Here is a 16,770-nt window from a genome sequence, read left to right on the forward strand (position 1 = left end):
CTCTTACTTATTCTTGTCTGAAATAGTTGCGTAAGTAGCGAATTAAATGGAAAATCATGAAGAATGCACCTATTACAATTAAAAACCAAAGAAATAAAAGTACCACCAATCCTAGTTTATTATGTGGACCAAACATAACTACTAATAGAGCGTTTATAAATGCACCTATTACCGTAAAACGCATCCATATATACACACTCACATATTCACCCGAAGCTTTCTTCGGAAAATATTCCCTCTTTTTTTTCATACAATCTCCGCCTTGCATATTTGTCTTATTTTGGTGTACTGTCTCGTTTAGCACCGTACCACCCTATTGCACTAGTTCCTTTTCCTATTAAAATATCTTTTGTCATTTGAATCGCTTCACCATCGCTTGTACCTCGGTTGATCCAATGTGACAATGACCATTCTGCTTTTGTGTACCCAAATACTGATTTTACTGTTTTTCCAAATGTAGCCATTCCAGGAGCTACACCTAATGCATCTAATGCCACAGCCATTCCATCTGTTTTTCCCATAAAATAGAGTGACGTATCAGCAGCAAGTCCTGCTAATCCTGCTACTGTAGAAACCGTACCCAACACCCCCGCAACCGGTGGACACCATCCTCTGAAGCATTTGAAAGGAATTTCAATTTATTAGTGTCTAATAAGTCATCATGAGTAGCTATCGAGCAAAAAAGTCTTGTACATAAATTAAGAATAACCTCATCTTGAGTACTATTCATAAGTTGTATGAGTAATCCCTTTACAGAGAAATTACCTAATTTTAGCAATTCATTAATTAAGAGAAAGCATTCTTTCTCAGTCGTAACATCTTTTAGCTTAGATTTAAGATTTTCGATTTTATCATTTGGAATATCACCATACCAAATATCTTTTACCATACTTTCCAAATTCATGATCCCTCTCCTTTGTAATTATTCTCTCAAACCATTTCTCTCTGTCACTTTGTCACCCAGTAAAAGTTTATCCCGCTTAATTATCGTTCTTGTCACACTATCCTAGTATTAAAACAAAAATCCATCATGTGCAAATGCTTCTTTCGTGCTATCTAGTACTTTTACAAGTACCCTTTAATCATATAATGCAATTCCTTGATTTGTCTGCTAATTTACTGCTAACTTTCTCTTATTTTGTATAAAAATGCCCCTAAACAAATTCACTTGTTTAGGGACATTTCGTGTTACTATTTTATTTAATCACAAAATTTGTCGTTCTCCTGTATAAAATGTAAATCGAGTAGTAAGTGTGGTAATCTTTTATTTCTTTGTCACAGCAACCAATCTCGTACGAAGCTAGTTCAATGCAAAAAGATTAGCAATTATTTGCTAAAAATTTTAGTGTGTGAATTATTGGTTGTAAACAATAGATTTACATTTTTTAAGAATGAATCTTCATAAGAAAGTCTTCAAGTATTTTCTTTACTGATATGCTGGCTTTGGGCAATAGATCATTTACTCGATGCAGTATGGATGGATCGGCCAGTATCATTTGTTTACTTTCTAGAGTCGTAAAGCTTCTTAGAGTATCTATACATATCTCGAATAGTTCTTCATCTTCAACACTAAGCAGTGATAGTAATATTGTCAATTCATACATATTACAGTTACTATCCATACAGTATGCCAGTTTTTTCTGCCATTCTAACGGTTTAGTAAGTACTTTACTTGATAATTCCTCCCAATCTTTTGGGCTAAACTCTGTCAATATCTCACTTACAATTATACAACCATCGTCGTACCATGCGTCCTCAGTTGTTTCAGCAGATATAAAATCATCCAATTCCCTATACATTTTTTCACCACTTTTCAGTTTAAATATATCTTAAAAGCCTGATGAGCGAGGTGTATTTACTGTCCCTGTTGGAAAACCACTAGTTACATCATCACCAATTTTGATGGCATCAATCTCAACTCCACTATTTATATCGCTCCCCGATATTTAAATCGCAACATCCTGATAACCTACTTCGGTAACTTTTTCATTTACAAGAAGAAGACCTAACCCATTTTCCATGTCCCATGAACAGTCGAAGGTTAGTCCGATTCCTCGACCTTCAAAAATACCCGCATATGGAACAACAATTCCATCTAAACTTATCATTTCTAGTATTTGATCAGTTGTTTCAATTAAAGGGTAATTTTCATTAATCGCAACATCATAACCGAGTTCATGGCGTTTTTGTTTGTAATAGTCTAATATTGGTTGCAAAAAACTTTGTTGTAGTTGCTCCCAATTTTGCATTAATGAAGCATATGATTCATATTGTTCTTTATCAAACTTACCATCTTCTTCACCATCTACCATTAATGCTATTTCGACTTCATTTCCAAAAAAATTAATGGTAGTATCCTTAGACCAAGCATAATCATATTCAAGTTCACCAAAAACGGCATCGTTTATTGTCATTTTAAAATCTCCTTTTTCTATTTTGTAGCAAATCCTCCAGATTCCATCCCAAACTAGCGTGCTAATTCAGGCGATTTATTAAGCTGATTAGCCAATTTTTGATCTGCTTGAACAAAATTAGCTCGTCTAGCTGCTGCCCGTCTTCATCTATTTTTCATATCAACTTGAATATAGCTTGATACACAGCCGTAGAAAAGTGCTGCTCGGTCAGGTAGCACTTCTTAATCAGTTCACCATTAAGAAGCAAAGATCCTAATACCATTTGTTCAGCCTCGACATGTTGAGTACTCATGGCCGCCACCCATGTTCCTGCAAAAACTTCTGTAACTCTTCTTCAGGAGGAAGTGTCCGTATGATAACGCTTGCATTGAGTCGTTTCATACCATTTTAAAGAAAGAAGAAGTATACCGTACAAAATATGTCACAATTGAACAAGCAAACTTAGCACTATTTCAATACATTGAGAAATGGTATAACCGCAAGAGGATTCATAGTAGCATCGATTATAAAGCTCCTCAAGCAATAGAAGATCTGGCTAAAGAAGTCGCTTAGATTTAACTTTTTTGTGTCCAAGATATTAACTCAAATCCATGTAAATTAATTATAATTTACTTTTATCAACAATTGTTTTGCATGAAAGACACTCAACCGTAGATACATTTGTATCATCTAGCACACATTTATAAAAGTAGTTAGGACAACATAAAACTGTATGACTTATTTTGAATTCTATTGATTCTTTCATATATCGCTCATAATCTTGAGGGAACATATCTGCTAATGTACGAAATACGAAATACAAAATTACCATCACATTCACGTCCATTCCAATATTCTTTACCACCTTTATATTCAATCATATTTTATACATCCTCCTACAATTAATAATTTTAATATCGTAACTAAATACACAGAGAATCAAAATTCTCCTTTAAATCGTTTAATCTACTTTTGTCCTGCCTTGCTAAACTAAACCACCTTTACTTTAATAGAAAAAGGTGAATTCCAATGTAGATTTATGAGTAGTTTATCGTACCGATGACATATATCGGTTATATAAGTTAGAACATTCTTTCATACAATCCCTATATATATTTCTGATTTCCTCATTCGGACATAATTTTAGATAACCTTCACTTTCTAATATGGAAATAACAGGTTTCATTTCATAATAATATTCATAATTTTCCTCTTGTGTTAAAAGGTTTTTATAGCCTTCCAATATTTTAATATAATTGTTATCTATCAAACGATAGTTACATTTTGCTAACTCCGAATAATAAAACCTGTTTATTTCCCCTAACATATATTTAGAAAGAGATTTTTCGTCATTTCCTAAATAGGCAGGACTAGCTTGAGAGTAGTAACGATATCTACCATCCCTATACAGCTTTTTAAAAATACGGAATTTATGCCATTTTATTACTTCTTCATAACGAAATCCTAATGCGTTATATCCATTTGAAATCATAACAGGTTTACGTTTCAATACATAATCGAAAATGGCAACATTCAATTCACTTACATCAAGATGGGTAATCGAAGCCCAACAAATATAATTGTTATCCAATCTCCCTATAATACACACTTCTTTATCAGGGCTAACATAAATGTCAAAAGATACTTCTTTATCATCTATTTTATAATTAGGTTTAATACAATTATTTCGATTAACTAAATTATATTCTTCCATATCCAATATCTAAACCTTCCTTCGATTTAATCAATATCAACATTGATTATTAACAATATCTGTATCTTAAACTCTAACATAAATTGAGGTGAATTTGGACTGCTCTACCATTTATCCTCTTTTACTAAACTAATCCGTTAGTACAATAAGAAAAACAAAAATTTCTTTATTATTAATGATAAGGTATTTTGTTGGGTTCATCTTTTTTATAAACGATTTAACTTTTTTCAAAGCGGTGCAATTTTATTAAAAAGGGTTTAACTTTGTTTTAAAGATACATTATTATCCATACACACTAATAATTAATAAAAAATAAGAATTTCAACAACTAAAAAAGCATGAAATTTCACTGTCATGCTTTTTATCATATGTTTCACAACAAAATTACATTGGTATACAACTATGTTGTGTAAGCTTCAAATATTCCCCACCTACAATTTGTAAATAACCCATGAGATAATCTCCTTACATACTACATGTGGAGGTTTTTTTATGAAAAGACACCTATTAAAGAAAGAATGGGAAGCTTATATTCAAGACTATAAAAACAGTGGATTATCAAAAGCTGCTTGGTGTCAAAATCAGAACCTACCGGTTCATCGGCTATATTACTGGCTAAAAAAATTATCGCCTCAAACTGAAGATTAGAATAAAAATGAGCGTGCGAATTGGATTTCTATGAATGTCCCTGTCATAGAAGAAGAAATACATGCCACCATTCGAATTCACATTAAAGAAGCGACCATTGAACTAGATGTACCTTTTACCCCACAAGTGCTTCTACAAGTGATGCAGACGGTAAAACAACAATGATATCAGAAGTAGCGATTAAAAAGGTATATCTTGCACAAGGAGCAACAGATTTACGTAAATCGATTGATGGACTAGCGGCTATTGTAAAAGAAGAATTTGAGTTAGACCCCTTTTCTTCTTGTTTATAACCTCTGACAGGTCTGAAAAAGTAAGGTCTAAATCACTCATATCTAACTCATCTATAATCTCATCATTGTATTGAGATCTATTTAATATTTCCATGACTCTTATTCTATCATTACTATTCTCATTCATTATTACGATCACCACTCCATTTATCTTTTAAGATAATTCTTCCAAGCGACATTTGGAGAAAAGGATACACCCATCCGATCCTCATCAAAACTTGGTATAGCCATTACTTGAGCTGGTTCCAAATATTTCATTACATGTAACCAATTATCAAGTAACGTATCAATATCAGCCTCTAATGAATTATTTAAAATATCAATACAAAGGCCGCCCCAATCCAGTTCAGATACCACAGCTGGACTATTTAGTAATAATTCCTTATCAAACATTTCTAAAATATGACCGCTAAAGTATGTTCTAGCTCCTATCCCTAAGGGACCGTTAGGAAGAAACCTAACTGGTATTGGTTGAGAAGATATTTCCATCCACATATGTAAGCGCTCACGTTCGGTATTCCACGGATAGGATAAAGGCCAAAAAATTTGAGTTGCTCCATAACGTGGTTTCACGATTTCTGCGATTTGGTCAGATAACGCAAAAAAGCTCATTCCTCCTCATTGTTCAAGTTGGAATAAGCCTTCTACGTACATCCGTATAATCTGTTTGCCAAGTTTACTTATGGTTCAAAATAAACTTCTAGATTAGCTTTAATACTTGTTCCTTAACATTTTCATCAAACTTAGCGCCTTCTACATTTGCTCCCTTCCAATCTACATTGTCAAGTGTAGCACCAGTAAAATCAGCCCCCATAAAATTCCCATTACACAGGATACTTCCAGTCAAATCTGCATTTGTAAAATCTGCATTTCTAGCATCTACTTCTGATAAATTAGCATTTTCCAAATACGCTTTTTCAAAGTTACCATCAGTAAGATTGGCACTGCTAAAATCCGTTCCAGTGCAATCTGCTTCTCTCGCATCAATTCCAGATAAATTTGCATGGCGAAAAGTAGCATGATTTAAAATTGTTCCAAATAGTTCTCCATATGAAAAATCAACTTCATCAAAACAAGTTTCGAAGCAACTACTTATATTTACCTTTGCATATTTCATATTCGCTTTAGAAAAATCCGCTTCGCCAAACCTACAATCTGCAATGTTAATTTCCTCTAAATTACAACTTCTGAAATCAGCCAACTCAAAATCGCAATCATGAAACGCCGCTCTCATTAATGAAGAAGCTCTCAAGATGACCCGTTTTGCCATAATACGCCTTGCCATTACTTCTGACAGGTCTGAAAAACTAAGGTCCAAATCATTTATATCTAATTGATCGATAATCTCATCATTGTATTGGGATCTATTTAATATTCCCATCACTTTTATTCTATCATTACTATTCTCATTCATGATTACAATCACCTTTCATTTATCTTTTTAGATAATCCTTCCAAGCAACATTTGGAGAAAAGGTAACACCCATCCGATCCTCATCAAAACTTGGTATAGCTATAACTTGAGCTGGTTCTAAATATTTCATGACATGTAACCAACTATCAAGTAATATGTCACCATCAGCCTCTAATGGGTTATTTAAAAGATCCATGCGAATACCACCCCAATTCAGTTCTGATACTACAGCTGGACTATTTAGTAATAATTCCTTATCAAACATCTCTAAAATATGACCACTAAAGTATGTTCTAGCTCCTAGCCCCAAGGGACCGTTGGGAAGAAACCTGACTGGTATAGGTAGCGAAGATATATTCATCCGCATATATAAACGTTCGCGTTCCGTATTCCACGGATAGGGTACTGGCCAACAAATTTGCGCCACTCCATAACGTGGTTTCACAATTTTTGCAATTTGGTCAGATAACTCAAAAAAAGCTGGCCATAATTTTTTTGGTATAGATTTATGAAACTCAAACTCCAAAAATGAGCCATGGCTCAAGTTAACTTCAAAACTCCCTCTATAGTTAACAGATTTATCACGATAGAGGTGAACTTCAGATACTCTACGCTCCGAAATCACTTTTTCAATAATTTCCTCACGATTATATTCTACCCGTACCGTTTCACAGTTGCCCCAATGAGTAGGAGCAAATTTTTCATTTGACTCAAACACATCCAAAATACGCCCTAGTATCTCTTCCTGATTAAAAGATACTGTGGGATACATTGCAATTGAAAAATAATTAGGTTTCATTTATATCCCCCTTAATACTAAAAAATAAAGTTACATAACAATTTTTATTTATATTTTTATCCATATACCTCCACCAGGTAAATCTGGGTTCGCTTCCCATTTGCGAGTCACTTTTCCACTATTTGGATCAATATAGTAAATGTCACTCTTTTTCCCTAAAGGTTCACTTGGTCTTGGCTTAGGAGGAATCCCATTCAAATCAGGTTTGTCACTTGATATTGTCACAACATGACTTCCATTTTTATCTTCGAGCATTTCTTTTTCAGCTCGCATTTGCCTGTCGTTATGAACAGTTTGGTCTTTTTCACCCATTTGGTGTTTGTGCTCATGAACCAAATCAATTTCACCCTTATCATTACGCCCAATGCTGTCTGGACGCGTAAGATGCCCTTCACTAGATGTATACGTAACGACCTCACCAGCGTTATTGTTCTCTAATTGGCGATCTAGATGTTCTTCCAAAGCCTTTCTATCTTTTATTTCTTCTTCTCTTCCACGCTCTCTGTTCTTTCTGAAAAGTTCATTCTTAACATCCCAATCTTTGCGATCTAAAGGTTTTTCACTTTGTTTACAGTGACGTTCATATCTAGCATCATCCGCTGCCTTCTGATCTCCTCGCGCTTCTGCCTCATCATACGTTAAATTAACATATTTATCCAATTACTCTTAACTTCTAATATTCCCCAACCATATAGAGACCCTTTCTTGCTTCTCCATAAACAGCGCACTCCTATTTTAATCTTAACTCTTCTGGTAGTGATGAAATACCACCTTCCACTCTATAATTAACCCAATTATTCAGCCTTCTAAATAAAGATGTTGTAAAAAAATTATTGATAATTTTCGATAGCTGAGATAAGGGAATCTGTTCCTTCTTCTGCATAATGAATGAAGTCCAAGCATTTTTCACTCCAACCACCGATTAAATTTGTTTTCTCTCCTACGAATTGTTGGTTACCGTAACTATTTAAATTGAAAGAGTGAATCCAAACATCAGGATTAATTTCACGACGATATTTTTCAAGAAGAATTTGTGAAGAATTGCCTTCATATCTATCTCCGTACACTTGCTCATCAGAGAAGACAAGGATGCGGTCAACTTTGATTTTGTTATCTAATAAATATTGAATAGAAAGATATAAGTTTGTTCCATATCCTTGTTTATTAACTTCTGATAAAAATGTGTTCATATTCTCTAAAATGCCAGAACGAGTAGAAACATTTATCACTTTGAAATCAGTTGCGAATACAGATGTAATAGAATTATCACAGAAGGAGTGTGCCATTGCCATCATAAGTGTAGCAATATCTGCACATTTAACAGTTCCATCTTTTGAGACAGAACAATATGTCATAGAGCCTGAGATATCTGCTGTCATAAATGTTGTTCCTGATAATCTCGGCATGTTTGTAACAGATGCTTCAATTGCGTCATTCAATACATCTAACAATTTGCTTCCTGCTTGCGGTAATTTTTCTTGCACTACGCGATAGGCTGAGAAAAAGCGAAATGGTAATTGTTTTGATTTTTTTACTCTCTCAGGATCGCGAAGAATGTTATATACTGTGTCAACATTTGATGCACCTGAATTTACGATATTGTGAAGATTACGAAGTAAGGCCATATAACCCACTTTACCGCTATCAATTAATTCTTCCCATACTTCTTTTTTGTTTCCCTTTTGAGAAAGCTGTGTTTCCCATGTGTATGGTACTTGTAGTGTGTTTTCTAACAACCGTTTATAAAGTTCGTAACGTTCTGTTCCTTTTTTAGCAGATGGGCTGACTAAACGGAATACATCTTTCAATGTAACGTCTTTTCCTGTGCGATTGTATTTTGCTAATTGATATTCATCAAATGTAGAAAAGGCATCTGCTAACCCTTTTTTCAAAGAGTTTGGAATTGGATTTTTTCGACCATATACCCCTAGTTGATATGCCATCATTTCTGTTACATCATCAGGACGCTGTGCAATACGAGAAACCGTTTGACGAGCATATTTACGACCTTCAGGGTGGTTTGCGAGTTCCACTGCTAATACATGTGTAACAGAACGCATATAGAACACTTCACGTGCATACACCGCTAAACTCGCAACAAATTTAGGGTCTCTGTCCATGATTTGTTTTGCAATAGTAACTAATTCTTCGCTGTTGTCTCCATAAAATTTAAGCTCATTAAAAAAAGATGTTAATACCATCGTAACTAATTTATCTTTATCATACATTTTATAAGCTTTTCCGCCCTCTTTTGTATACGTTTGACGGCTTCCTTGAGAAGAATGATTAAACTTTGACATGATTATCTACCCCCCAGATGTTTTTTGACACGACTGGTTAAAATGCAAATAAAAAAGGCAACGTATATACGTTGCTCTTTTCACTCATTCCTAACACTTAAGAAATATTCGAAACAGGAACTGTTAAGCTACTTTACCATTTTACCTACTACCTGAGTTCAGACGGAGGAGACACGGGAGTCGAACCCCGCAAACATAGTCCCTATATGACGAAGTAACCTCTACCTTAGTGTTATGAATCAAAGAAAAGTACGAACTCGGTGCGAACCTTCTCGCATCGATGAGAATCGAACCTATAGCGTTTAACGAAGTATGAGCTATCTACACTGTTCCTGTTATATGTAATGTTTAAAGATTTGGGAGATAAGCGAAAAGGCTCATTACGTTGCTCTACCACTGAGCTACCTCCCAAGTTTGGGAAGGTGGGAGTCGAACCCACGACCTACGGCTTAGCAGGCGAAGAAATCCTTTTCTACACTGCCCAAATCTATAAAATATGAATTATAAGAAAAGAGAGATAGGCGGAAAGACTCAATACGTTGCTCTACCAAACTGAGCTACTCCCCTATGTTTATAAAACGACAGGGAAGGCAAGGACTCGAACCTGCGACCTACGGCGTGGAATGCGAAGAAATTCTTTCCTACACTGCCCTTTTCTTTTTATCACTTATCGCTCTCACTATTCTTATTATTATCATTATTCTTATTATACTTGTTAATCACAATTTTGGCAATTACTAGCACTTCCGGAAAATCAGTGCAATTTCCACCTTGCCCTACTGCGAACTTTTTAGTTTCTTCTTCATCATATTTTCAACGAAAACCTTTTTATCTAAATCCAATATTCATCTACTAGTCTAGCTATTTATTTATAAATGCAGCATTTCAGCCTTTACAACTTGAATATATTCCTGCAACTTACAAAACGCTTCCGTCAGTTTGCTTGTTTCTTCTTTATGAAGAAAGCGGGCCTTGTTTCGTTCTTCCTCTATGACAAGTAGCTGCGCGGCAGCATAAGAAAGACCGTACTTTTCGCATTCTCGTTTTATATTCTGAAAAAAAGAAAAAGGTACAGTCCCTGCTCCTGAGACAAGCATCTCATCTAGAACTTGTTCCAATTCATCGATTATGCGCACTAACTCTATCATAGAACGTTTCTCCTTCATTGAGTGTAATATTTAAAATCTCTCCTGCTTCTGTATATAAGATGACAGGTGTGACAACGAGCTTTGTACCTTCCTGATAAGAATGGACAAGCATTCGCTTTACGCTCAACGAGTCCATATACATTTTTATAAGTCTAATCATCCGTTCGTTTTCTGGTCGTTTCATCATTTGCATTTGCAATGTTTTACCGGTCTTATCGATAAGAGGAATGATCCATTTTTGTTCCTGCTGCTGAAACAGCCATTCTCCTATTTCAGCAACTTCTATACAAAATACTCCTTGCTTATTTGTCTCTAACCTCTGCCCCTTTACTTTTTTTAACAATTCTTCCCATGAGGTCAGAAAGAGAGAGTGCCACTCTGCCACATTTGTTGCCCCTTCCACTTCTCCTACCGTGTGTGAGCTAGATGACAATTGAAAATCAGCGTTAAGTTTTACCTGCTTCAATCGGAAAGATGAACGAGACAGTTCGTATCCTTTCCCCGCAATCTCCCATGGAGCTTGCTTTTCATGGAGTACTTCAGGAGTTGTGCTGCTTCCTTCATAAAACATCGGGCGCGACTGCGTGTATGTAATCCACTTTTCCTGCTCTCGATTATAGAAATAATACGTCACACCAACATAACCGGACTTCGTTTGCCAGCCGGATGCGCCGAAAGCGTACAAAGTAAGCGGTGGGACTTCATAATATTCCGAACGAAACGGACTCTCTTGCAGGCAATGGCGCTCTAACAACAAAATGTGTTCATAAATCGCAGACAGCGTTTGCCGATAGGATGCCATTTGAAAAGACGTATGTTTCATCCGATATAGCCCAATATCCGTCGCTAGCTTACGAAATAAATTTTCTAACTTTGCTAGTTTTAAAGAACGAGCTTTTACAGAAAGTTGTTCTATTTCATAGATTGTGTTTTCAGTAAGCCGCGTTAATCCAAAATGAACAACTTGCTCGATCATCTCTTTGAAAATGGATAGCTTTTCCGGAGCAATGATAAGAGGACGCATCTGTTTCATTTCATGCAAGATTCCTTTCTCTTTTTGATACCCATATACCGCTTCCGCCTTATGACGGCATATCCCATCTGCTTTGCACGTACAGATCGCATCAGCTACCGATTCAGCTGTCAGAAAGCGAACAGTTATATTCTCTTCTGGGAAGGACGCAATTAAAGCTGCCTCTTCTTCTAAAATGAACTTTGGCTGAAATGTTTCGCGGAACATTATTTCAGCCCACATCTTTTCCAAAACAATGCTGCGTACGTCCACATTCAAAAGAGCAGAGAAATCAACCTTCGTTTTCTCTTCTCCTTCGTACATCTTCTTAGCTTCCAGCAAAGCCATAATTACATGCTTGCAAATGGAGCGGGCATCACAAGTACAGGAATAACTACGTATATCACCTGTAAACGTTACAGTAATTTCGTCGTCAAATTGTATTTGCGCTGCATTCTCTTCTACGTCCATTTTGACATTTGATACAGCAGTCAAATCCTTGATCGCTCTCTTGTATGTTCCTTTGTTGGACATCGCGATCAAGTATGTTTCATCAATAGAGGAAAGAACATTTAAGAAATGATTGCTGCGATCCACTGTGCCAACCTCCCTGGTGTTAGCGCTGCTACATGAGCACCGAGCGCTGCCATTTTTTTTGCCGCCTGTTTATCATAAAAAGGCTGTGCAGTCGGATCAAGAGAAGTAAGTACGATAAGCTTTGCTCCTGATTCTACAATCTTCATCGCTTCTCGGTACATTTCAGCGTAACTGCCACCTTCATATAAATCCGTTACAAGCACGACAATTGTTTTGTACGGCATCTCTATTTTATTCGTTGCATAGCGCAGCGCCTGTGCAATATATGTCCCTCCTCCAAGCTGTACACTCATAAGCGTTTCCACTGGATCGTCAATACGATCTGTTAAATCGACAACGGATGTATCAAAGATGAACAAATCTGTCTTAATCGTCGGTAAACTTGCAAAAATGCCAGCCATAACTGCACTATGAATAACAGAATCAATCATACTTCCACTCTCGTCTACTGCGAGAATCACACGCCATGGGTTAACGTGTTTCGTTGCAGCATAGAAGTACGGTTTTTCAATATGGATGGTGTTCGTCTCCTTGTCAAAATGCTTCATGTTTTTTCGAATCGTTTTCTTAAAATCAAAGTTGCGCATCGTGCGTACACGGCTAGAACGGTTTCGATCCGGTCTACCACTTAAAGCGGGCTTCACTTCCTGCTCTAAATTACGACGTAACTCCTCAGCTACTTTGGCTACAATACGCTTAGCGGTGTCCAATACATCAGGCTTTACATGATCCTTAAATTGTAAGATGCATTTTAACAAATTCATATTTGGCTCCATTTTTTCAAGCGTTTGCTTATCCTGTAGCAAAGCAGTTAATTCATACTTTTCCAGCGCATGTTTTTCCATAATTTCAATTGTTTCTTTCGGAAATAACTCGCGCACTTTAGAAACCCAAGTGGGCACTGTTAGCTGCGAAGGATCCAGCGACCCGCCGCGTTCTTCCCCACGTTCCCGTTCGTACAAAAACTCCAGCGCCTCGTCCATCTCCCTATATACAGGGCTTTCTTCCTGAAATGTTATTTGATCATCCGCATATTTTCCAAGAACAAGACGCCATCGATTCAAAGAGATCTTATTCTCCATCTTCTAGCCCCCGTTTAATCAGAATCTCCTGTGCTTTCCGATCTAACTGCATTGCATACGTCAGCACAGCTTCCGAAATCACTTCTTCTTTTATCGCTTCTTCCGTTGTGTCATATAACCGAGCAATCTGTCTGGCGATCGTATCAACCTCAAGCGGAGTGAATTGACTGAACAAGAGGCGCAAATGCGGCAGCACTTGCAAAAATGTCTCTTCATCAAGTTCTTGCAGGACATGAGATATCCCGTCAAGCAGCGACTCGTTATATAGAAAAATATCTTTTGCACCAGCAAACAAACCATGCAAAAATAGAGGGGCTTGCTTTTGCATATCGCCACTTCCATAAAAGTATCCTTCTGCCGCTTGCATTACATCATCAACCGTCCTCTTCGCTAAGGAAGTTAACAGCCCAAATACTGCACCTTCTACCTGACTTTCCCGTTTCTCTTTTTGCAAATAAAGCTCCAATGCTTCAATAAACTGCTGATCTGCAGGCTGCAATGTATACAAATCGATAAGCTTTTCCGCAATAATTCCCGGTTCGCCGCCATCTAAAACAGAGAATAGCGAAAGCGATTTGCTTCGGGCGCTATCTGCCTGCTGATTTGCTTTCTCTATTTGTGATAAATAGTAAGCGCAATCTGCCATAGACACGAAGTCCCCATCTTCTTGTATTGCCTCATCTATGAAAGGGATGTACATGGCAAAATCGGAAAATAGCCCGCTTAAGTAGGCTTCCATCAATAAAAGAGCCACCTCTCCAGCACGCCCTTTCGCCTTATACAGCTTTGCTCGCAGCACCTCCTGCGCGGCTTCTCTCACCGTTCCGCCATACACAGATAAGTCAATGAGAGCACTTTCCACCTGCGCTGAGAAACGATATTTCCAAGTTTCTCGCATGAGATTGATGTTCTGCTTTCTGGCAAGGTTTGGACCGCGCAGCTTCTCACAAAACGGAACCCCTAAAAAAGCGAGACAATGAAAGAATTGGCTTAAATACTGGTGCCGTTCTTTCTTGTATATGTCAAGAATCGTTTCATGTGGTACAGTAGAACGGGCAGGAAGACGAAACGAACGAACAGAAGCACGAAAATCATGCACGAGCGGCGGCACATCCGCTTCTTTTGACAATTTGCCTCGCTTCGTCCCTTGCAGACTCGTCTGAAGCAGCGTCAAAGGTTTATCTATCGAAGATACCTCTCCTTTAACAAATGCGCTGCGCACCGCATCCATCAACTCATACAATCCAGGCTGCATCTTTCCCCGAAGCAGCGCGAGTTCACGTATCATTCGCGCAGCCTCAATCTCATCTGCCATTGATATCCCTTCTGTTTTTAACTGTCTAGCAACTCGTATCATAAATTGCTCTGCTGTCGCTTCATCCCTGTTCTCCCAAATATGTTGGTAAAAAGCAGGTGCAGGCATACCGCTCTCATAACCGCGCGTCTGGTCGCTTTCCAAAAAGGAGTACGGCATAAGATACGTTTTTGCATATGCCGCAGACAACGGACTTTTGGACAGTTTTTTCTTTTCTCCTTCCAATTCAAGAAGTCCCTTCACATGAAAGCCCCCGGTAATTACGAGCACCTTATCATATACTTTACGCGCTTTTTCAATTTCCTTTGCCATGTGCATCTCTCTGGCCACGCAGCCGTCTTCTGACAACATCTCCTGCGTATAGTCCGCGCGCGTGTAATAACAATAATCGAAGAGCTGCCGGATAAACTCCTCGCTCGTCATATGAAAACCTTGCAATTCAAAGTATTTCTCCCAAAATTCATGAAAGCTTCGGCAACCCGTTCTTTCTGAGAGCATACGGACATATTGACTGTGCCGGAAGTATTGTTCGCCATGTTTCCCGTGCTCTTCCTCGTTTTTCGTTACAAACAAATATTCCTTAAAGGGAAGATCAATAAATGAAACCGGAATGCCATGTGCAGCTCCTTCCCGAAGTGCGACTAGCTCCGGTGAATAGTCGAGAAAGGGATAGTACGCACGGTACTTTCCGCTCTCTCCTCTTTCAAGCACATCCGTTTTATCATCATAACTGCAATATATACAAATCGGAGCCTCGCTCTCTGCACTCACGATATGCGGAATAAGGGGGTTACAATCTATCGGTCCCTCTATAAGAATTGCATCCGGTTTATATAATTCAACTATTTTTTGTACATGAAAAGAGCATGCAGGACTATGATGGCGAATAGGCACATATACGACGTTATTGCTTAAATTGTAAGCTCTTTGAAACAATGAGTTTACTTCAGCTGATTGCGAGCTTCGAAAAACGACTTCCATGCCTCTCCTCCTACTTGACCTCGCGCCCTAACGATGCTTGTAAAGTAACTGCGCAGTTTTTCTAAATCATCCTTGTTTTCTTTCGCAATCGTTCCGGATAAGTATCGAACAAGTGCATCCATCTTCACCTGTCCGCTTCCATAATAGTACGCGTCCATTGCACTTTGATAATATACCGATACTGCTTCTGCGGTACTCATTACGGAAGAAGGCTGATCAATTCGTTTACCTTCAGCAGTCACGCCTTCTCGTAGTTCATGAAAAACAGTCGCCAATAGCTGAACAACCGTCCGGTCCACTTCTGGCGTGATGCCTGAGGCTCCTAATAAACGCGTTACTTGTGACTCTATTATTTTTGCTTCAAGCTTTACATCCTTAATTGGATGCACTGTTTCAAAATTAAAACGACGCTTCAATGCACTACTCATTTCATTCACACCACGATCGCGTGTGTTGGCAGTCGCAATAATATTGAATCCAGGCTTTGCCGTAAGAATTCCTTGCTCCCCAAACTCTGGAATGTTCAGTACCTTATCGCTCAGAATGCTGATTAATGAATCCTGTACTTCCTGCGGGCAGCGTGTCAACTCTTCAAATCTAGTTAATATCCCCTGTTCCATACCAGTGAAAAGGGGGCCTGGCACAAGCGCCTCTCTTACAGGTCCTTTCGCAAGAAGAAGTGCATAGTTCCACGAGTACTTAATCGTATCTTCCATTGTAGCGGCTGTTCCTTGCACAGTGTTACGGCTATTCCTACATATCGCAGCAGAAAGCAGCTCGCTTAGCATCGTCTTTGCTGTTCCCGGCTCTCCGATTAACATAAGTCCGCGATTCCCTGCTAATGTGACAATAGCTCGTTCCACAAGCGCATCATTTCCATAAAACTTACGACTAATTTCTACTTCTTTTCCTTCCCAAAGAAGCGGTTCTTCTTGTCCGATAATAAACGTACGAACGGCACGCGGTGACAATCGCCAATTAGGTGGTTTTGGAAACGAATCATTCGTTTCTAACGCATTCAATTCTATTTCATATAATTCTTCCATTAATGGTTTAATAGACTGCATATTTCAT

Annotated in this window: 18 protein-coding genes and 5 pseudogenes; 4 read left to right on the forward strand and 19 right to left on the reverse strand. The window is 37.9% G+C overall.

Annotated elements, in window-relative coordinates:
- Positions 1-7: 7 nt before the first annotated feature.
- The 6 genes and pseudogenes from QRE67_RS14610 to QRE67_RS14640 all read right to left on the reverse strand — a co-directional run.
- On the reverse strand, positions 8-250 hold the full coding sequence (locus tag QRE67_RS14610) for a hypothetical protein (protein ID WP_286120891.1): 243 nt from the start codon (positions 248-250) through the stop codon (positions 8-10).
- A 25-nt stretch (positions 251-275) separates the two neighbouring features.
- Positions 276-584, reverse strand: coding sequence for a hypothetical protein (locus QRE67_RS14615; protein ID WP_286120892.1), 309 nt, complete (start codon positions 582-584; stop codon positions 276-278).
- A gap of 14 nt (positions 585-598) precedes the next feature.
- Positions 599-904, reverse strand: a pseudogene (gene imm47 / locus QRE67_RS14620) (Imm47 family immunity protein); the annotation flags it as partial.
- Between the two features lie 481 nt (positions 905-1,385).
- The gene (locus QRE67_RS14625; RefSeq protein WP_286120894.1) at positions 1,386-1,799 is read right to left on the reverse strand and encodes a hypothetical protein; all 414 of its coding nucleotides are present in this window, start codon (positions 1,797-1,799) and stop codon (positions 1,386-1,388) included.
- 147 nt (positions 1,800-1,946) lie between these two features.
- On the reverse strand, positions 1,947-2,414 hold the full coding sequence (locus QRE67_RS14630) for a DUF6985 domain-containing protein (RefSeq protein WP_286120895.1): 468 nt from the start codon (positions 2,412-2,414) through the stop codon (positions 1,947-1,949).
- A 157-nt stretch (positions 2,415-2,571) separates the two neighbouring features.
- A pseudogene (locus QRE67_RS14640) lies at positions 2,572-2,706 on the reverse strand (DnaB-like helicase N-terminal domain-containing protein); the annotation flags it as partial.
- Between the two features lie 38 nt (positions 2,707-2,744).
- On the opposite strand from QRE67_RS14640, the pseudogene QRE67_RS14645 reads away from it, so the two are divergent.
- Positions 2,745-2,966, forward strand: a pseudogene (locus tag QRE67_RS14645) (integrase core domain-containing protein); the annotation flags it as partial.
- A 49-nt stretch (positions 2,967-3,015) separates the two neighbouring features.
- Here the strand turns inward: QRE67_RS14645 and QRE67_RS14650 are convergent.
- Both QRE67_RS14650 and QRE67_RS14655 read right to left on the reverse strand, forming a co-directional pair.
- Positions 3,016-3,270, reverse strand: a complete 255-nt coding sequence (locus QRE67_RS14650) for a hypothetical protein (RefSeq protein ID WP_286120897.1) — start codon at positions 3,268-3,270, stop codon at positions 3,016-3,018.
- Positions 3,271-3,441: 171 nt separating this feature from the next.
- The gene (locus QRE67_RS14655; RefSeq protein ID WP_286120899.1) at positions 3,442-4,113 is read right to left on the reverse strand and encodes a hypothetical protein; all 672 of its coding nucleotides are present in this window, start codon (positions 4,111-4,113) and stop codon (positions 3,442-3,444) included.
- A 486-nt stretch (positions 4,114-4,599) separates the two neighbouring features.
- On the opposite strand from QRE67_RS14655, the gene tnpA reads away from it, so the two are divergent.
- From tnpA to tnpB, 3 genes are read left to right on the forward strand one after another with little or no spacing between them, the layout of a single operon-like run.
- Positions 4,600-4,755 carry an IS66 family insertion sequence element accessory protein TnpA gene (gene tnpA / locus QRE67_RS14660; protein ID WP_286120901.1) on the forward strand — a complete coding sequence of 52 codons (156 nt, stop codon included), beginning with the start codon at positions 4,600-4,602 and terminating at the stop codon, positions 4,753-4,755.
- 30 nt (positions 4,756-4,785) lie between these two features.
- Positions 4,786-4,920: a hypothetical protein gene (locus QRE67_RS14665; RefSeq protein ID WP_286120903.1), complete on the forward strand. Its 135-nt coding sequence runs from the start codon at positions 4,786-4,788 to the stop codon at positions 4,918-4,920.
- On the forward strand, positions 4,917-5,048 hold the full coding sequence (gene tnpB, locus QRE67_RS14670) for an IS66 family insertion sequence element accessory protein TnpB (RefSeq protein WP_286120904.1): 132 nt from the start codon (positions 4,917-4,919) through the stop codon (positions 5,046-5,048). The genes QRE67_RS14665 and tnpB overlap by 4 nt, the downstream gene beginning before the upstream one ends.
- Here tnpB and QRE67_RS14675 read toward each other — a convergent pair.
- From QRE67_RS14675 to QRE67_RS14725, 11 genes and pseudogenes are all read right to left on the reverse strand, one after another.
- A pseudogene (locus QRE67_RS14675) lies at positions 5,035-5,175 on the reverse strand (pentapeptide repeat-containing protein); the annotation flags it as partial. The gene tnpB and the pseudogene QRE67_RS14675 sit on opposite strands and share 14 nt — an antisense overlap.
- A 20-nt stretch (positions 5,176-5,195) precedes the next feature.
- Positions 5,196-5,657: pseudogene (locus QRE67_RS14680) on the reverse strand (hypothetical protein); the annotation flags it as partial.
- A gap of 91 nt (positions 5,658-5,748) precedes the next feature.
- The gene (locus tag QRE67_RS14685) at positions 5,749-6,462 is read right to left on the reverse strand and encodes a pentapeptide repeat-containing protein (RefSeq protein WP_286120905.1); all 714 of its coding nucleotides are present in this window, start codon (positions 6,460-6,462) and stop codon (positions 5,749-5,751) included.
- 19 nt (positions 6,463-6,481) lie between these two features.
- Positions 6,482-7,261: a hypothetical protein gene (locus tag QRE67_RS14690; protein WP_286120906.1), complete on the reverse strand. Its 780-nt coding sequence runs from the start codon at positions 7,259-7,261 to the stop codon at positions 6,482-6,484.
- Between the two features lie 48 nt (positions 7,262-7,309).
- Entirely contained in the window at positions 7,310-7,921 is a 612-nt protein-coding gene (locus QRE67_RS14695) for an ADP-ribosyltransferase (protein ID WP_286120907.1), read from the reverse strand.
- A 170-nt stretch (positions 7,922-8,091) separates the two neighbouring features.
- Positions 8,092-9,561 (reverse strand): TROVE domain-containing protein, encoded by a 1,470-nt coding sequence (locus QRE67_RS14700; protein WP_286120909.1) that lies wholly within the window; start codon positions 9,559-9,561, stop codon positions 8,092-8,094.
- An 869-nt stretch (positions 9,562-10,430) separates the two neighbouring features.
- Entirely contained in the window at positions 10,431-10,709 is a 279-nt protein-coding gene (locus QRE67_RS14705; RefSeq protein WP_286120910.1) for a hypothetical protein, read from the reverse strand.
- Positions 10,681-12,318 carry an SWIM zinc finger family protein gene (locus QRE67_RS14710; protein WP_286120911.1) on the reverse strand — a complete coding sequence of 546 codons (1,638 nt, stop codon included), beginning with the start codon at positions 12,316-12,318 and terminating at the stop codon, positions 10,681-10,683. Before QRE67_RS14710 ends, QRE67_RS14705 begins: the two co-directional genes overlap by 29 nt.
- A complete protein-coding gene (locus QRE67_RS14715) occupies positions 12,294-13,400 on the reverse strand; it encodes a VWA domain-containing protein (protein ID WP_286120912.1) in 1,107 nt (368 codons plus the stop codon). The genes QRE67_RS14710 and QRE67_RS14715 overlap by 25 nt, the downstream gene beginning before the upstream one ends.
- Positions 13,390-15,696: a DUF5682 family protein gene (locus tag QRE67_RS14720; protein ID WP_286120913.1), complete on the reverse strand. Its 2,307-nt coding sequence runs from the start codon at positions 15,694-15,696 to the stop codon at positions 13,390-13,392. Before QRE67_RS14720 ends, QRE67_RS14715 begins: the two co-directional genes overlap by 11 nt.
- Positions 15,657-16,763, reverse strand: coding sequence for an ATP-binding protein (locus QRE67_RS14725; RefSeq protein ID WP_286120914.1), 1,107 nt, complete (start codon positions 16,761-16,763; stop codon positions 15,657-15,659). Before QRE67_RS14725 ends, QRE67_RS14720 begins: the two co-directional genes overlap by 40 nt.
- Positions 16,764-16,770: the final 7 nt, after the last annotated feature.

The organism is Bacillus sp. DX3.1 (assembly GCF_030292155.1).
GTDB lineage: Bacteria > Bacillota > Bacilli > Bacillales > Bacillaceae_G > Bacillus_A.

What these genes read in the sequence shown, in the direction of transcription:
- QRE67_RS14625 (WP_286120894.1), bottom strand. Translation starts at nt 1,799, where the DNA reads ATGTATAGGGAATTGGATGATTTTATATCTGCTGAAACAACTGAGGAC.
- QRE67_RS14690 (WP_286120906.1), bottom strand. Translation starts at nt 7,261, where the DNA reads ATGAAACCTAATTATTTTTCAATTGCAATGTATCCCACAGTATCTTTT.
- QRE67_RS14715 (WP_286120912.1), bottom strand. Translation starts at nt 13,400, where the DNA reads ATGGAGAATAAGATCTCTTTGAATCGATGGCGTCTTGTTCTTGGAAAA.
- QRE67_RS14720 (WP_286120913.1), bottom strand. Translation starts at nt 15,696, where the DNA reads ATGGAAGTCGTTTTTCGAAGCTCGCAATCAGCTGAAGTAAACTCATTG.
- QRE67_RS14665 (WP_286120903.1), top strand. Translation starts at nt 4,786, where the DNA reads ATGAATGTCCCTGTCATAGAAGAAGAAATACATGCCACCATTCGAATT.
- QRE67_RS14705 (WP_286120910.1), bottom strand. Translation starts at nt 10,709, where the DNA reads ATGATAGAGTTAGTGCGCATAATCGATGAATTGGAACAAGTTCTAGAT.
- QRE67_RS14685 (WP_286120905.1), bottom strand. Translation starts at nt 6,462, where the DNA reads ATGAATGAGAATAGTAATGATAGAATAAAAGTGATGGGAATATTAAAT.
- tnpB (WP_286120904.1), top strand. Translation starts at nt 4,917, where the DNA reads ATGATATCAGAAGTAGCGATTAAAAAGGTATATCTTGCACAAGGAGCA.
- tnpA (WP_286120901.1), top strand. Translation starts at nt 4,600, where the DNA reads ATGAAAAGACACCTATTAAAGAAAGAATGGGAAGCTTATATTCAAGAC.
- QRE67_RS14630 (WP_286120895.1), bottom strand. Translation starts at nt 2,414, where the DNA reads ATGACAATAAACGATGCCGTTTTTGGTGAACTTGAATATGATTATGCT.
- QRE67_RS14725 (WP_286120914.1), bottom strand. Translation starts at nt 16,763, where the DNA reads ATGCAGTCTATTAAACCATTAATGGAAGAATTATATGAAATAGAATTG.
- QRE67_RS14610 (WP_286120891.1), bottom strand. Translation starts at nt 250, where the DNA reads ATGAAAAAAAAGAGGGAATATTTTCCGAAGAAAGCTTCGGGTGAATAT.
- QRE67_RS14700 (WP_286120909.1), bottom strand. Translation starts at nt 9,561, where the DNA reads ATGTCAAAGTTTAATCATTCTTCTCAAGGAAGCCGTCAAACGTATACA.